The organism is Herminiimonas sp. NPDC097707, assembly GCF_044761395.1.
Classification (GTDB): Bacteria; Pseudomonadota; Gammaproteobacteria; order Burkholderiales; family Burkholderiaceae_D; genus Oxalicibacterium.
This window is the reverse complement of sequence record NZ_JBIWCI010000001.1, coordinates 1-14,609: the sequence shown is the minus strand read 5'-3', so window position 1 is coordinate 14,609 and position 14,609 is coordinate 1. Positions and strand designations below refer to the sequence as shown.

Below are 14,609 nucleotides of genomic sequence, written 5' to 3'. Positions count from 1 at the left end.
GCCGGTACGGTTTATCATGTTGGCTTTGCCGTATCGCCCATCATGACTCTCACCCTCTGGCTCACCTTTCTTGTTGCCGCTGTCCTTATCGCTGTTTCTCCCGGCTCCGGTGCAGTGCTGTCCATGTCGCATGGCTTGTCATACGGCGTGAAGAAAACCACCGGCACGATTTTCGGCCTGCAAGCCGGATTGATCCTGCTGTTGCTGATCGCAGGCGCCGGCGTCGGTTCCTTGTTGCTGGCATCGGAAGTTGCCTTCAATATCGTCAAGACCATCGGCGCCTTGTATCTGATGTATCTCGGCTGGAGTCAGTGGCGCGCAAAAGTAACCATCCCGCCGGATGTAAGCGCACCGGCAGCAACACCCGCGCATGTGCCAAGCTGGCGCAAACGCTTCCTGCTTGGATTTTTTACCAACGCGACCAATCCCAAAGGCGTGATTTTCATGGTGGCGGTCTTGCCGCAGTTTATTGTGCAGGGTGCGCCGCTGTTGCCGCAACTGCTGATACTGGCGATAACGATGTGCACCATCGATGTGATCGTGATGCATGGTTATGCACTGGCAGCCTCTGCGATGCAGCGCTTCTTCCGCGACGCACACGCCTTGAAAAAACAGAATCGCTTCTTTGGCGGCTTGCTGATGGCGATCGGCGCCGGCCTGTTTTTTGTCAAACGCAACCCTGCGGCGTAATCCTGCCGTCAGCCTTCGCTATTACAATAGCGACACGGTAGTATCAACAGATACTATCGTCAGGTTGAAGCTGCTCACCGGCCTTTTCTCCTGCTGCGCAACTGGGCAAACCCGTTTTTCACCCTGACGGATGCACTTTTGTGTGATTGACCATGCTGCGCCACAAGCGCGGATATGCCTTTTTCTAGACCAACCCTTACTAGATGAACTTATGGATCTGACTACTCCTGCCCTGCTCTTCCCCGCCATCTCGCTCCTGCTGCTGGCGTATACCAACCGCTTTCTGGTAACGGCACAATTGATACGCCAGTTGCACGTCAAGTATCAGAATGGCGCCCGGGAAGAAGTGATACGGCAAATTTCCAACCTGCGCCAACGCGTACTTTTGATACGACGCATGCAGGCGATGGGCGTGATGTCTTTTTTGCTGTGCGCACTGTCCATGCTGCTGGTTTTTATCGAACTGATTGTGGTCGCGAAAGTCATCTTCGGCCTCAGCATCTTCATGCTGGTGTTGTCGCTGCTGGTGTCGCTGCATGAAATCACGATCAGCACCAAGGCGATCGAAATCGAGATGGAAGATATGGAACAAAGTCTGCGCCAGCACGATTGAAGCTGCGCTATTGCACATGCGAAATCGACGCAAAACCGTACTGACTTTACAGCCCGTTTGCGCGTATAGTTGCAAACTCCGGCCTGACCTTACCATGCCATATCCAGCAAATTTACTATGACGCAAGCCACTCTACCCATAGCCAAAAACGTATTTGGCGAACCTCTGGTGCCCTGTTCCTTCAAGCCGCTGACCGGATATTTCCGCGATGGTTGCTGCAAGACAAATGAAGAAGATGTCGGCACGCATATTATTTGCACCGTGATGACGGCTGCATTCCTGGAGTTCAGCAAGGAATGCGGGAATGATTTATCCACACCGCGCCCGGAATGGAATTTCCCCGGTTTGAAGCCGGGCGACCAATGGTGCTTGTGCGCCAATCGCTGGGTGGAAGCATGGCACGCCGGCATGGCACCCAAGGTGGTGCTGGAAAGCACCAATCAGACGATCCTGCAAATTGTCAGTCTGAACGATTTGCGCCAGTACGCGCAGACCATGCCGGAAGAAGAATAAATCGTCATCGGCGGCATGCACATCTCCCGCCGTTCCCGACGTCTTATTTTTTCTGCATCGGATCCTGCATCGGTTTGACCAAGCCGCAGTTGGCACTTAGCCACTTGCCGCTACTGTCATTGCGGTCATCGACCGGCCTGCCGCCAACGGCTCCCTTGAATGTCGAACTGGCGCTGAAGCTCTGATCACTGGCATAGACGGTTTTGATCGTCCCCTTGCCTTTCATCGCAGGACCATTGCACACCATATCCACCGTATAAGTCGCGCCGCTGCGTTGCGCATTTTTGAGCTCGCAACCGGTTTCCTTCGCACTCATCTGCGGCACCTCATCGCGCTCAGCCATTTCCTTCGTGATGCATATCTTGTTGACGATGGCGCCGCTTTGCAACTGCGCCATATCGATGCCCATCTTGCCCATTTGCTGGATTTGTTCCGGCGACATCTTCGGCATGTTTTTCATCATGTCCGATTGCATCGTCATCTCCCACAAACCCGGTTTTATATTGCCCGCAGCGAAGCCCGGCATGGTCAGCAGGAGCATAGGCGCGGCAACAAGAACGGCAATAAGGGGCTTGGACATGATGACTCCGACTTGACATGATTCCAGCATCCTACCCCCGGTTTTTACAGGCGACAATAGCGCCGGAATACGTTGCCTGGATTGACGTTTTCGGCAGCTGTTTTTTCTATTTCTTTGCGGCACAATAATTAACAATATTTCCCATGAGAATCCGCTAGACTTGTTTCAAGCCCGCAAATTTCAGCATGCTTTTAGCTTCGGATCGCACCATCATGGATGCACTCACTGCCGGCACCGTATTGATTCTTGTGCAATTTTGTATTGCACTGGTCATGGCCGGCGTTTTTTTTGCTGCACCCAGCGACAAATGCACCCGCTACTGGGCCATATCCGGCAGCTGTATAGCGCTTGGTTTGTTGATCGCGATCCTGAGCAGTCGCTTGCCTCGTGCTTTGGCCCTGCTGAGCGGCATCGGCCTGATCATGGCCGGCTTGATTTATCAATGGCACGGCATCCTTGTTTTTTATAAAAAGCAGCCATCCAAATGGGGCTGGGGTATTGTTGCCGCATTCCTGCTGGCACTTTCCATGCTGCTGTATGTCAATGCAACCGCCGCTCAGCGCTCCATCCTGTATTCCGTGACCACATTGATCCTGCTCGGATTAAGCTTCCACGCGATCTGGCAGGGACAAGGTGGTTGGCCGCGCTCCTTTGTCCAAAAGCTGGTGCAAGGTGCGATCGTGCTGCTGATGGTCAGTTACACCCTGAAAATCGGTATCGCGGCGAGCTATATCAGCCGGGGCCTGACGGTTACTGCACTCACTACCACCCCGGAAGTCATCGTGACTTACCTGATTCCTACCATCGGCACGGTACTGTTCTCGATTGGTTTGCTGTTGCTGTATTTTGAACGCACGGTCGACGAAAACCGTCATTTGGCAACGCACGATGAATTGAGTAAACTCTTCAATCGCCGTGCCATTGTGGAGACTGGTGAACGCGAACTGCATCTGTCTATCCGCCTACAACGCGAAATGGCGATCGCATTTATCGATATCGATCTGTTCAAACGCTTTAACGATGAGTTCGGCCATGCTGCCGGCGATACCGTCATTACCGAAGTTGCCGCCATCCTGCAGCAAACCTGCCGCGCCATCGATCTGGTGGGACGCTATGGCGGGGAAGAATTCCTGATTATTCTGCCCGGCGTCGATAGCCAGGGCGCAGCGCAGATCGGCCAGCGTCTGGTCGAGGCGATGCGTGAATACCGTTTTCTCGGCACCCATCCCGTGACCATCAGCGTGGGTATGGCCATTTTGCCCAAAAATATCGAGTGTTCGTGGCCGCAACTGCTACGCCGCGCAGATGCTGCCTTGTACGAGGCAAAAAATCTGGGGCGGAACAGATACTGCGTGTAACGTGCCTCTTTTTTTCCATCTCATCGCGCTTGTGCTTTCCGCCAGGCGTCTGCATACAACACGCAAACTATTTCCAGATAGATACATCCTGTGCCCGGTGGTAAGCTAGCTTGACATCAGAAAAATGAGATTGCCATCGTGACCACCATCAAGACTCAACTTGCATTAGCAGACGTCAGCCCCGGCATGATTCTGTCGGACGATCTGCTCGATTTGCAAGGACAGGTGTTGCTGCCGAAAGGCGTAACGCTGACCGAGCAAACCATCGAATCGCTGCGCAGGCACGATGTCGTTTCGCTTAGCATCATGACGGGAGAGTTAACGCCGGAAGAAGAGGCAATACAACACGCATATTTCCAGCAACGGCTCGAGCGGCTTTTCCGTAAATTGGACGATAGTCCGGCCAATGTTTTATTGCAGCGCTATGTACGCGATTTTCGCCTCGGAGGACAGTCATGACGTCCCAGCTTCCTGAGCCGAATATCAGCACGCTGCATTTTCAGCGGGTGCTTGACCAGATTCGCGATCTGCCAGCCTTGCCGGCCATCGTGCAGGATTTGATGAAAAGCATAGGCCCCGATGACGACGATATCAACATCATTACCCGCAAGGTGATGCTCGATCAGGCGCTCGCCGCCAAAACGCTGCGCTTTGCCAACTCTTCTTTTTACGGTGTGCAAGCCAAGGTCACGACGATTCAACAGGCCATCACACTGATAGGCGTGGATTCGGTACGGCATGTCGTCACGGCAACGGCATTGACCGGCTATTTCCCTTCGTCCGACTGCGCCAGCTTGAATTTCATCGCGATATGGCGACATGCGATCGCGACCGCAGTCTGTGCACGTGTATTGGCGCGGCATCTGCACGTCAATCAGGATTACGCATTTACTGCCGGTTTGCTGCATGATGTCGGTCGCCTGCTGCTCGTCACGTATTTCCGGCGTGAATACGATGCCGTCATCGCCTACCGTAACCTGCATGATTGTCAGTGGCTGGAAGCCGAGCAGACGATCATGGGCATGGACCATGCGATGGCAGGCGAGGCACTGGCCGCGCACTGGAATTTTTCCGACACGATCCGCTTTGCAATTGCCGGCCATCACCAGCCGGAAGGGCAGAAAATCAATTCGCTCGCCTCCATCGTGCATATTGCCAATGCCATCGTGCACGCTCTCGATCTGTCCGGACAGGAAGATGATATGGTGCCGCCGGTATCGCCAAGCGCATGGGAAGGATTGGGGCTGAGTGAAGAAGTTTATCTACAGGTATTTCATGAAACGGAATTGCAGTTCGATGAAGTAAGTCGCGTACTGCTGGCGGAAAAATAGAAAGACGAAGTTGGAACAAATTACGTATTTTGGCGCGTCGTCTTACACGATAGACAAGCTGCATTTATTCGACGGCGTTACCGACCCGGCTGTCGGCACGCTGCTGGAACAGTGCGCAATACAGCGGATATCGAGTGGCGAGGCACTGCCGAACATGCACGGCACCGCAGCATGCGTGTACGTAGTCTTGCGCGGCGTGCTGGGCAACACGCTGCTGGCCGACGATACGCAGCAGGTGCGTAGCGATAAAATCCTGCCCGGCGAAAGCATAGGCGAATTATCGGTACTGGATGAGGCGGTGCATGCCAATACCCTGATGGCACTGGAAGAAACCGATCTACTGGTCATTCCATCGCGCACCTTGTGGAAACTGATCGATGAAGTCGATGGTGTGGCACGCAATCTGTTGCGCCAGTTGTCATTCCGCCTGCGTGCAGCCAATGCGCAATTGCGACGACGTGAAAAAGTCGGCGAATTCTATCGCCAGCTATCGATGCTGGACGGCCTGACCGGTTTGTATAATCGTGCCTGGCTGAATGACAAGCTGGCGGAATTGGTCGAGGAAGCACACCATGCCGGCCGGCCACTGTCGCTGATCATGATCGATCTGGATCACTTCAAGAAACTCAACGATCAATACGGTCACCAGATGGGTGACCACGCCTTGCGCATTGCAGCCGGAGTATTGAACGCGGCATTGCGCCCCAGCGATTTCGCCGTGCGCTACGGCGGCGAAGAGTTGACCGTCATTCTGCCGGACAGCAATGCGGCGACCGGTAGAATGGTCGCGCAGCGCCTGTGCGAACGCATGCGTGAAGCAGTGGTCTTTGAAGATATGCATGTGCCGCTGCCGCACCTGACTGCGTCCTTCGGCATCGCTACACTGGATGCGCAACACGATCAGGAAGACCTCATCACGCGGGCTGATGCAGCCTTGTACCGCGCCAAGGAAGCCGGGCGCAATCAAGTATCGGCTTAAACCAGCGCCGCCTTACCATTTACCCATTATTCACGATGTCCACGCACACCTTTCTCTGGCACGACTATGAAACCTTCGGCATCAATACGCGTCGCGACCGGCCAGCGCAATTTGCCGCCATCCGCACCGATGCCGAACTCAATGAAATCGGCGCACCCATCATGCTGTACTGCCAGCCCGCCAACGATTTCCTGCCCGATCCGCAATCGTGCCTGATCACCGGTATCACGCCGCAAGTCTGCCTTGAACGCGGCATACCGGAATATCAGTTCGCGGCAAAAATCGAAAGCGAACTGGCGCAAACCGGCACCATAGGCGTCGGCTACAACACCATCCGTTTCGATGACGAAGTCACGCGCTTCATGTTCTGGCGCAATCTGATCGATCCGTATGCACGCGAATGGCAAAACGCTTGCGGTCGCTGGGATATCCTCGACGTCGTGCGCACAGCCTATGCCTTGCGTCCGGATGGCATCAACTGGCCCAAACATCCGGACGGACGCCCCAGCTTCCGCCTGGAGCAACTGACCGCTGCCAACGGCATCGCGCATGAAGCCGCGCATGATGCCTTGTCCGATGTGCGCGCCACCATTGCACTGGCGCGCCTGATCCGCGACCGGCAACCCAAGCTGTTCGACTTCTGTTTTGCCCTGCACAAGAAAGACCGGGTGGCGACCGAAATCGGCCTGCCCTTGCGCCGTCCATTCCTGCACATTACCGGCATGTTCCCAGCCGAGCGCGGCTGCATCGGCATCGTCTGGCCACTGGCCGTGCATCCGACCAACAAGAATGAAGTCATCGTCTGGGATCTTGCCGCCGATCCGAGCGAACTTGCCACGCTGGATGCCGAGACGATACGCACCCGCATGTTCAGCAAGGCGGATGCTCTGCCGGAAGGCATGAGCCGGCTGCCGATCAAATCCATCCATCTGAACAAATCGCCTATCGTCATCAACAATCTGAAAACGCTGTCGGCTGAAATGACCGCACAATGGGGACTGGATGTCGAGACGGCATTGCGGCACGCGGAAATCGCCGCCACCACGCCGGACATGACAGCGATCTGGCAGGATGTATTCCACCGGCCGCAAGAAGGCACGCCGGATGTAGACGAAGATCTGTATGGCGGTTTTGTCGGCAACAACGATAGGCGTCTGCTGCAGGAGTTGCGTGCTCTGTCGCCGGAAGCACTGGCCAAGGCCACGCCGAGTTTTTCCGATGCACGGCTGGAAGAACTTTTCTGGCGCTATCGTGCGCGCAATTTCCCACACACACTATCTGCCGAAGAAGCTGAACGCTGGGAAGAACATCGTGCAGCGCGCCTGTTCGATGGCGATGGCGGCGCCCGCACCATCGAAGGCATGTTTGCCGAAATCGATCAGCTGTCCGAAACCGCAGATGAGCGCGGCGAGGAAATTCTGGGCGCCCTGTACGACTATGCGGAAGCCATCGCACCGGCGCGTGACTGATCATCTGCAGATGGTCGCGCATGCTAATCTGGGTGCCGGTCATCTATTTTTATCCCGGTTTACTGTGCGGAGCGCAAGATGAATCTTTCTTACTGGTGTGTGCTGGCTGCGGGCGTGATGCCAGCAGTGACGGTTGCCATTGCAAAGTGGGGCAAGCGCGACTTCGATAATTCCGAGCCGCGACGCTGGCTGGAAAAACAGGAAGGCGTACGACGGCGTGCCGATGCTGCCCATCGCAATCATTTTGAAGCGTTCCCGTTTTTTGCCGCCGGCGTACTGGTGGCGCAACAACTGAACGCGCCGCAGGATACAATTAATATGCTGGCAGGCGTCTTTATTGTCGCCCGCATCGTCTATACGGTGCTGTATCTGACGAATCACGCCACGCTACGCTCCCTCTCATGGGCGGTCGGCTATCTGTGCGTGATCACGCTCTTTTTAATCGCGGCATTCCACGGCGCCTGACAGGCGACGGGGCGGCTGTACTTTTTATTGATACTCATGTCTCACGATCAGACACTACATGTGCTGCAAGACTCGCTGCATGCAATACGCCAGAATCGCCTTGCGATCGCTGACTTCTGCCAGTCATGGCGCGCACAAACCGCACTATTGTCGGCCTTGCCGCCGCGTTATGCCGAAGTGATGGAAGATTTGCTGGTGCGCCTGGAGACCGGCAGTTTGTTTACGGAAGAAAGTTGCTCGTTCAGCCAGGTGGATCTGCTGGCGAATCTCGATCTGTGGCTGGACAAGGCACAGCAAGTGCTGGCAAAAACAGCTTGAACGTTGTGCATTTTCACTTCTTAAAATATAAAAAACATCATGCAACAACTCGAATTTGAATTGAACGACGAATACGTCGAATTGAACCAGCTACTGAAACTGGTTGGCGTATGCGACAGCGGCGGCGCCGGCAAAATGCTGGTCGCCAGCGGCCAGGTCAAGGTGGATGGACAAACCGAGTTGCGCAAAACCTGCAAGATACGCGCAGGCCAGCTGGTGGCCCTGGGCGATATCCGCATCAAGGTCCGCGCAGCAGCATAAGCTGCAACGCACGCTCTTTCAGCGCGAACCGTTTGCCACTGCCAGTTGAGGATGCTCTGGCAGCATTGCCGTCTGCGCATCGTGTGCAATGCTCGTTGAGCGCCTGGGCAGAATTTTCACGTTATTGTGCGCAGACTGCAACGCCGGTTTTTCAAGACCGTGCTCATCGTTTGCCAGCTTGAATACGGCAACCGTCGCCGACAATGCGAGCGTTTGCTCGTGCATGCTTTCCGCAGCGGCCGCCGCTTCTTCGACCAAGGCGGCATTTTGCTGCGTAATGCCATCCATCTGGCCGAGCGCCTGATTGATATGTTCAATGCCGCTCTGCTGCTCCTCGCTGGCCGCCGTGATTTCCGCCATGATGGTGGTCACGTGCGTAATCGATTGCACGATTTCATTCATCGTCTTGCCTGCCGCATTCACCTGCTTGCTGCCGGCCTCGACCTTCTCTACCGATGCAGCAATCAGCACCTTGATTTCCTTTGCCGCAACGGCACTACGCTGGGCAAGATGACGCACCTCCGCTGCCACGACCGCGAAACCGCGCCCCTGCTCACCCGCACGCGCCGCCTCGACTGCTGCATTCAAGGCCAGAATATTGGTTTGAAAAGCAATACTGTCGACGACGCCGATAATATCGCTGATCTCTCTTGAAGACTGCTGGATCGCCTGCATGGTATCCACCACTTGCGACACGGCATTACCGCCCTGCTCGGCAATTCCGGACGCCGTTTTTGCCAGACGATTGGCCTGCTGTGCATGCGCGGCATTCTGTTTGACGGTACTGGTCAATTCTTCCATCGCAGCCGATGTTTGTTCCAGTGAACTGGCTTGTTCTTCGGTGCGCGTCGACAGATTCAGATTGCCGGTGGCGATCTCGTTCGAGGCCTGTGCAATCGTATCGCTACCCAATCGCACTTGCGTGACCAGTCGCGTGAGTCCGTCATTCATGTTGCCAAACGCATTGAGCAACTGGGCGATTTCATCTTTACCTCCAGATGTTATTTTATGGCTCAGATCGCCGGATGCCGTGCGCATGACAGCGGCTCCGAGACGTCGCACTTCCGTCGAAAACGATATATAGAATCCAAGCAGGAAATAAGCGGCGATCGCCATCGTCAAACATATCGCCAGCATGATCATGCTGCGATGAAAGGCATCGCTTTCCATCCGGGCCTGCAATAATTGATCGAGCAGATTTGCCGAAGTAGCTGCCGCTGCATACAGGCCATCGATAGCGGCATTGCCGGCTTCCGCAAATTGATTACCGGAAGTTTGATCGACGCTGCTCAGCACTTCATTTTTTGCCCGATCCAGGTAGGCTGCCGCAACTGGCACGGCAGCCAGCACCGATGTCATTTGCGGCTTGAGTGCGGGGCTGTGATGAAGCAGGGTTTCTATCTTGCCCGGAATGCCGGACAGATCGCGCTGCGTCAGCAAAACGGTGGAGCCCAGCAATACTTCTTCATTCGCTTCCATCAAACCGCTATCGATATACGCGGCACCGCGCCCGGCCACTTCCGATAATCCTTCGGTGATTTGCGGAAAATCCCGGATAAACAGTTCGGCCAGATAGTAGCTGGCGGTTTCCGGGTCATGCGTGAGGTTAGTACGATCGGCGATCATCGTGTTGAAACGCGCCAGTTGCGTAATCAATGCGGATTGTTCGTTGTAGATTTTTCTTTCTTTGGCCGCCGCCAGTTTTTCCTGCAATGCGAGCCAATTTTTCTGGATTGGCGTCCACGCATCGCCGACATACAGTGCAGGCTCTTCCTTGCGCATGGCATCGAAGAGAGCGATTTGCTCATTGATATTTTTTTGCAGCCCTTGCGCCTGCTGTTCCGCACTCGCATTACCCATGATGAACATATGCTGGTAGCTACGATGCTGCTGAGCCAAGCGTATGATTTCCTGCACCTTGCGGACATGCTGGACACCCAGACGTTCCTGCTTCGTGAATGCGATCGATTTATCCAGCTCGCCCAGCAAAAGCATGGTTGCCAGTATCAGCGGTGTCATGAAAATAAGCGTCAAGACAATAAACTTCGGCAATAAACGCAGGCCTTGCATCAGTTTGACGGCGGGTGCCAGCAAAATATTTTTCATTTTTATACTTCCCATAAACAGCATGCTGCAAGCGATATCGAGGATGGAAAATCCTCGATAACGGCACACTGGAATTTCTCTGGTGTAATTCTGGCGGGGAAATATGACAGGCTGATGAATCGTTTTTTTAGCTACCGGCCTGGCCTCTGCAACACACCGCCTACCCGCCGGCATGGGACAATAGCGCCATGACACTTCATGAAAAATTGATATTTATCGATCTCGAAACGACAGGTGCAAACCTGATCAACGATCGCATCACGGAGATCGGCATCGTGACCGTGAATGCCGATGGCGGCATTGACCGCTGGTCGAGCTTTGTCAATCCAGGCCGGCCGATACCGTCTTTTATCCAGGACCTGACCGGCATCAGCGACCGCATGGTCGCGACAGCGCCGACGTTTGAATCCCTAGCGGATACGGTGCGCGAACGACTGGAAGGCGGCTTGTTCATCGCGCATAATGCACGCTTCGATTACGGCTTTCTGCATCACGCGCTCGCCCGGACAGGACACGTCTTGTCTACGGACGTGCTGTGCACAGTCAAACTATCACGCAGATTTTCCCCCGAAGAAAAAAGGCACAATCTGGATACGCTGATTGCACGCCACGGTTTGGTTCCCGAAGCGCGCCACCGGGCATTGGCGGATGCGGATTTGTTATGGCAATTGTGGAGAAAACTGACTGCCGGCATGCCGTCCGAGATTTTTAGCCAGGCGGTCAAGACTTTGCGTCAGCGGCCTGCCCTGCCGTCAGCAACGGATGTGTAGCAAAAACAGATCGCCCAGTCTTTTCATTACCTCGGTTCACGCAAGCAAATCAATCGCAGCCTAAAAAAGAGAGACCACCCATGACCAAACTCATCTATATCGCCGACCCTATGTGTTCATGGTGCTACGGTTTCGGGCCCGAGCTGACAGCGCTGCTCAATGGCATTCCGGATACGCCGCTGGAGATCGTGCTCGGCGGCTTGCGTGCCTACAATCCGGACTTGATGGATGAAAAACTGAAAGCCAGTCTGCTTGCGCATTGGGAAAAAGTCGGGGAAGCCAGCGGATTACCGTTTTCCAGCGATGCCTTATCGCACCCGAATTTCATCTACGATACGGAGCCCGCCTGCCGCGCCGTCGTTGCCGCACGCCTGCTCGCACCACATACGGCACTCGATGTATTTCACGCCATTCAGCATGGATTTTATGCGGAAGGACTCGATACAACGAAAGGAGATGTATTGGCCAAGATCAGCGTTGATGTCTTGAACAAGGCAGGAATCGATATCGAACTGAAGGATTTTCTTGCTGCATGGTCGTCGGAAGATACGATCACTGCAACGAATAACGATTTTCTGCAAACGCAACGCTGGGGAGTAACAGGATTTCCAACGCTGGTATTTGAAAATGCAGGTGAACTGCATCTGGTGACATCCGGCTTCATACGCACCGAGGCATTGGTCGAGCGCTTGCAGGCACTGGTTGATCAAACCGGCTGATCTACCAGCGCTCGCGATATGTCTCGATGATCAATACCCGCATCAATACATGTGCTGGCCACCATTGATGGCGATATTCGCGCCCGTCACAAATGCCGCTTCGTCGGAGGCGAGATAGGCAACCAGGCCGGCAACTTCTTCCGGCTTGCCCAGACGGCCCATGGGAATTTGCGGCACGATCTTGGTATCGAGCACATCTTGCGGAATCGCCGTCACCATCTTGGTACCGATATAACCGGGGGAAATCGTATTCACCGTGACTGCCTTGCGCGCGACTTCCAGCGCCAAAGCCTTGGTGAAGCCATGCATGCCGGCCTTGGCAGCAGAATAATTTGTTTGTCCGAACGCGCCCTTTTGCGCATTCACCGAAGAAATATTGATGATGCGCCCCCAGCCACGCTCGACCATGCCGTCGCATACCGGCTTGGTCATATTGAAAACAGAATCCAGATTGGTGCCCATGACAACATCCCAATCCGTTTTTTCCATTTTCTTGAACGTCATATCGCGCGTGATGCCGGCATTGTTGACCAGCACATCGATGGCCCCGATTTCCTTTTTTATCAAGGCAACGCATTGTTGCGCTGAATCATAATCAGATACATCACAGGGATAGGCGCGAAAATCGTAGCCACTTTCCTTCATCGTCGCCAGCCACTCCCCAGCTGTTGTGTTGGATGGCGAATACGTTGTAACAACCTGATATCCAAGCGCAGCAAGTTTGATGCAAATTGCTTCACCCAAACCACCCATACCACCGGTCACCAATGCAAGACGCGTCATGTCGCTCTTCCTTGTCTGTCTGATTTTATAATTCGCGCCAACAGATGCTAGCGCTCTATCGCCAGTGCCACACCCATGCCGCCACCTATACACAGACTTGCCAGTCCACGCTTGGCGTCGCGCCGAATCATTTCATGCAGCAGCGTGACCAATATCCTGCAACCGGATGCACCTATCGGATGACCGATCGCGATGGCGCCGCCATTCACATTGATCTTGCTGGTATCCCAACCCATTTCCCGATTCACTGCAATCGCCTGCGCGGCAAAAGCTTCATTGATCTCCATCAAATCAACATCCTGATGCGACCATCCGGCCTTTTTCAGACATAACTGAGCTGCCGGCACCGGCCCCATACCCATGATTGCAGGATCCACCCCGGCGGAAGAATATGCCTTGATGCGCGCTAATGGCTTGAGTCCAAGTTCAGCCGCTTTCTTTGCCGTCATCATGATCACTGCAGCCGCACCGTCGTTAATGCCGGAAGCGTTGCCCGCTGTAACTGTGCCGTCTTTTGAAAATGCAGGACGCAGTGCAGAGAGAGATTCCATCGTGGTGCCGAACTTGATGTACTCATCCGAATCGACGAGGAGCACGCCTTTCTTGCCCGGAATTTCAAGCGGGATAATCTCATCCTTGAATTTCCCTGCCTTCTGCGCAACCTCCGCCTTATTCTGCGATGCCAGAGCGAATTCATCCTGTTCCTGGCGTGAAATACCGAATTTTTTCGCAATGTTTTCCGCCGTTGTACCCATGTGATACTGGTTGTACACATCCCACAGGCCATCGACGATCATGGTGTCGACCAATTTCGCATCACCCATGCGAAAACCTTCGCGTGAATTCGGCAATACGTGCGGCGATGCGCTCATGTTTTCCTGGCCGCCTGCGATGATGATGTGCGCATCGCCGCATTGAATGGCTTGCGCAGCAAGATGTGTCGCCTTCAAACCGCTACCGCAAACTTTATTGATGGTGAACGCCGGCACCATATCGGGCAAGCCGCCGCGTATCGATGCCTGCCGCGCAGGATTTTGCCCGCATCCGGCAGTCAGCACCTGGCCGAGTATCACTTCACTGATCGTATCCGCAGCCATGCCCGTGCGCGACAATAAACTTCTGATGACATGTGCGCCCAGATCCGCGGCGGATATTTTTGCCAGTGCCCCACCGAATTTTCCGACCGCAGTGCGGCCGGCAGCAACTATGACGACTTCCTCCATTTAACTCTCCATAAGAAATGACATCATTTCAATGAGCCAGAAGATGCAAAAAAATCGGATAGCCGACAAACTGACGTAGTGATTTTCAGCTATTCAGCAGATACCTCTCAACGTATATAAAATTTATCAAAAGCGCAATGGCTCACGAACAAATCATTGAAGTTGATTGAATAATTTATGCGTATTGATGAAGGTTTGCTGAAGAATGAATGAGGTGAAGCAGGGATCGACGATTCGAAATAAGAATCGTGAGTAAAGACTGCCTCGCTAGCTGAATCGGCGGACTCGAAGAGGGCATGTAATCAGCAGCACCCTTGCGCTACAAATCGTTCGCGCAAAGCAAAAACCCCCTAGCCGTTAAGCTAGGGGGTTTTCTAATAAAAGCCTGACGATGACCTACTTTCACACTGGTTGCAGCACTATCATCGGCG

The 14,609-nt window shown here is 54.2% G+C and carries 17 protein-coding genes; 13 read left to right on the top strand and 4 right to left on the bottom strand.

Going from position 1 to position 14,609, the window contains the following annotated elements:
- The first annotated feature begins 42 nt into the window (after positions 1 to 42).
- From ACIQW9_RS00085 to ACIQW9_RS00075, 3 genes are all read left to right on the top strand, one after another.
- Complete coding sequence (locus tag ACIQW9_RS00085) at positions 43 to 690, top strand: LysE family transporter (protein ID WP_402331343.1); 648 nt, start codon at positions 43 to 45, stop codon at positions 688 to 690.
- 211 nt (positions 691 to 901) lie between these two features.
- Positions 902 to 1,303, top strand: coding sequence for a DUF2721 domain-containing protein (locus ACIQW9_RS00080; protein ID WP_402331340.1), 402 nt, complete (start codon positions 902 to 904; stop codon positions 1,301 to 1,303).
- A 117-nt stretch (positions 1,304 to 1,420) separates the two neighbouring features.
- Positions 1,421 to 1,816 (top strand): DUF2237 family protein, encoded by a 396-nt coding sequence (locus ACIQW9_RS00075; protein ID WP_402331337.1) that lies wholly within the window; start codon positions 1,421 to 1,423, stop codon positions 1,814 to 1,816.
- 43 nt (positions 1,817 to 1,859) lie between these two features.
- Here ACIQW9_RS00075 and ACIQW9_RS00070 read toward each other — a convergent pair whose 3' ends face one another.
- Positions 1,860 to 2,396, bottom strand: coding sequence for a DUF3617 domain-containing protein (locus ACIQW9_RS00070; RefSeq protein ID WP_402331335.1), 537 nt, complete (start codon positions 2,394 to 2,396; stop codon positions 1,860 to 1,862).
- Positions 2,397 to 2,581: 185 nt separating this feature from the next.
- Here ACIQW9_RS00070 and ACIQW9_RS00065 point away from each other — a divergent pair, with 185 nt between their 5' ends.
- The 8 genes from ACIQW9_RS00065 (at position 2,582) to ACIQW9_RS00030 (ending at position 8,577) form a co-directional block, all read left to right on the top strand.
- Positions 2,582 to 3,754: a GGDEF domain-containing protein gene (locus ACIQW9_RS00065; protein WP_402331332.1), complete on the top strand. Its 1,173-nt coding sequence runs from the start codon at positions 2,582 to 2,584 to the stop codon at positions 3,752 to 3,754.
- A 138-nt stretch (positions 3,755 to 3,892) separates the two neighbouring features.
- Positions 3,893 to 4,213, top strand: a complete 321-nt coding sequence (locus ACIQW9_RS00060; protein WP_402331329.1) for a hypothetical protein — start codon at positions 3,893 to 3,895, stop codon at positions 4,211 to 4,213.
- Complete coding sequence (locus tag ACIQW9_RS00055) at positions 4,210 to 5,085, top strand: HDOD domain-containing protein (RefSeq protein WP_402331327.1); 876 nt, start codon at positions 4,210 to 4,212, stop codon at positions 5,083 to 5,085. Before ACIQW9_RS00060 ends, ACIQW9_RS00055 begins: the two co-directional genes overlap by 4 nt.
- A gap of 10 nt (positions 5,086 to 5,095) precedes the next feature.
- Complete coding sequence (locus ACIQW9_RS00050; protein ID WP_402331324.1) at positions 5,096 to 6,064, top strand: GGDEF domain-containing protein; 969 nt, start codon at positions 5,096 to 5,098, stop codon at positions 6,062 to 6,064.
- Between the two features lie 35 nt (positions 6,065 to 6,099).
- Entirely contained in the window at positions 6,100 to 7,533 is a 1,434-nt protein-coding gene (sbcB, locus tag ACIQW9_RS00045) for an exodeoxyribonuclease I (protein ID WP_402331321.1), read from the top strand.
- Between the two features lie 78 nt (positions 7,534 to 7,611).
- Positions 7,612 to 7,998, top strand: coding sequence for an MAPEG family protein (locus tag ACIQW9_RS00040; protein ID WP_402331318.1), 387 nt, complete (start codon positions 7,612 to 7,614; stop codon positions 7,996 to 7,998).
- 36 nt (positions 7,999 to 8,034) lie between these two features.
- On the top strand, positions 8,035 to 8,316 hold the full coding sequence (locus ACIQW9_RS00035) for a hypothetical protein (protein WP_402331315.1): 282 nt from the start codon (positions 8,035 to 8,037) through the stop codon (positions 8,314 to 8,316).
- Between the two features lie 39 nt (positions 8,317 to 8,355).
- Positions 8,356 to 8,577 (top strand): RNA-binding S4 domain-containing protein, encoded by a 222-nt coding sequence (locus tag ACIQW9_RS00030; RefSeq protein ID WP_402331313.1) that lies wholly within the window; start codon positions 8,356 to 8,358, stop codon positions 8,575 to 8,577.
- Positions 8,578 to 8,595: 18 nt separating this feature from the next.
- Here the strand turns inward: ACIQW9_RS00030 and ACIQW9_RS00025 are convergent, their stop codons facing one another.
- Positions 8,596 to 10,683, bottom strand: a complete 2,088-nt coding sequence (locus ACIQW9_RS00025) for a methyl-accepting chemotaxis protein (RefSeq protein ID WP_402331312.1) — start codon at positions 10,681 to 10,683, stop codon at positions 8,596 to 8,598.
- Positions 10,684 to 10,871: 188 nt separating this feature from the next.
- Between ACIQW9_RS00025 and ACIQW9_RS00020 the strand changes: the two genes are divergently transcribed.
- Both ACIQW9_RS00020 and ACIQW9_RS00015 read left to right on the top strand, forming a co-directional pair.
- Positions 10,872 to 11,453, top strand: a complete 582-nt coding sequence (locus ACIQW9_RS00020) for a PolC-type DNA polymerase III (RefSeq protein ID WP_402331310.1) — start codon at positions 10,872 to 10,874, stop codon at positions 11,451 to 11,453.
- Between the two features lie 80 nt (positions 11,454 to 11,533).
- On the top strand, positions 11,534 to 12,172 hold the full coding sequence (locus ACIQW9_RS00015) for a DsbA family protein (protein WP_402331309.1): 639 nt from the start codon (positions 11,534 to 11,536) through the stop codon (positions 12,170 to 12,172).
- Between the two features lie 42 nt (positions 12,173 to 12,214).
- On the opposite strand, the gene phbB is transcribed toward ACIQW9_RS00015, so the two are convergent.
- A complete protein-coding gene (gene phbB / locus ACIQW9_RS00010) occupies positions 12,215 to 12,955 on the bottom strand; it encodes an acetoacetyl-CoA reductase (protein WP_402331307.1) in 741 nt (246 codons plus the stop codon).
- 47 nt (positions 12,956 to 13,002) lie between these two features.
- Complete coding sequence (locus tag ACIQW9_RS00005) at positions 13,003 to 14,178, bottom strand: acetyl-CoA C-acetyltransferase (RefSeq protein WP_402331306.1); 1,176 nt, start codon at positions 14,176 to 14,178, stop codon at positions 13,003 to 13,005.
- Between the last annotated feature and the right edge of the window lie 431 nt (positions 14,179 to 14,609).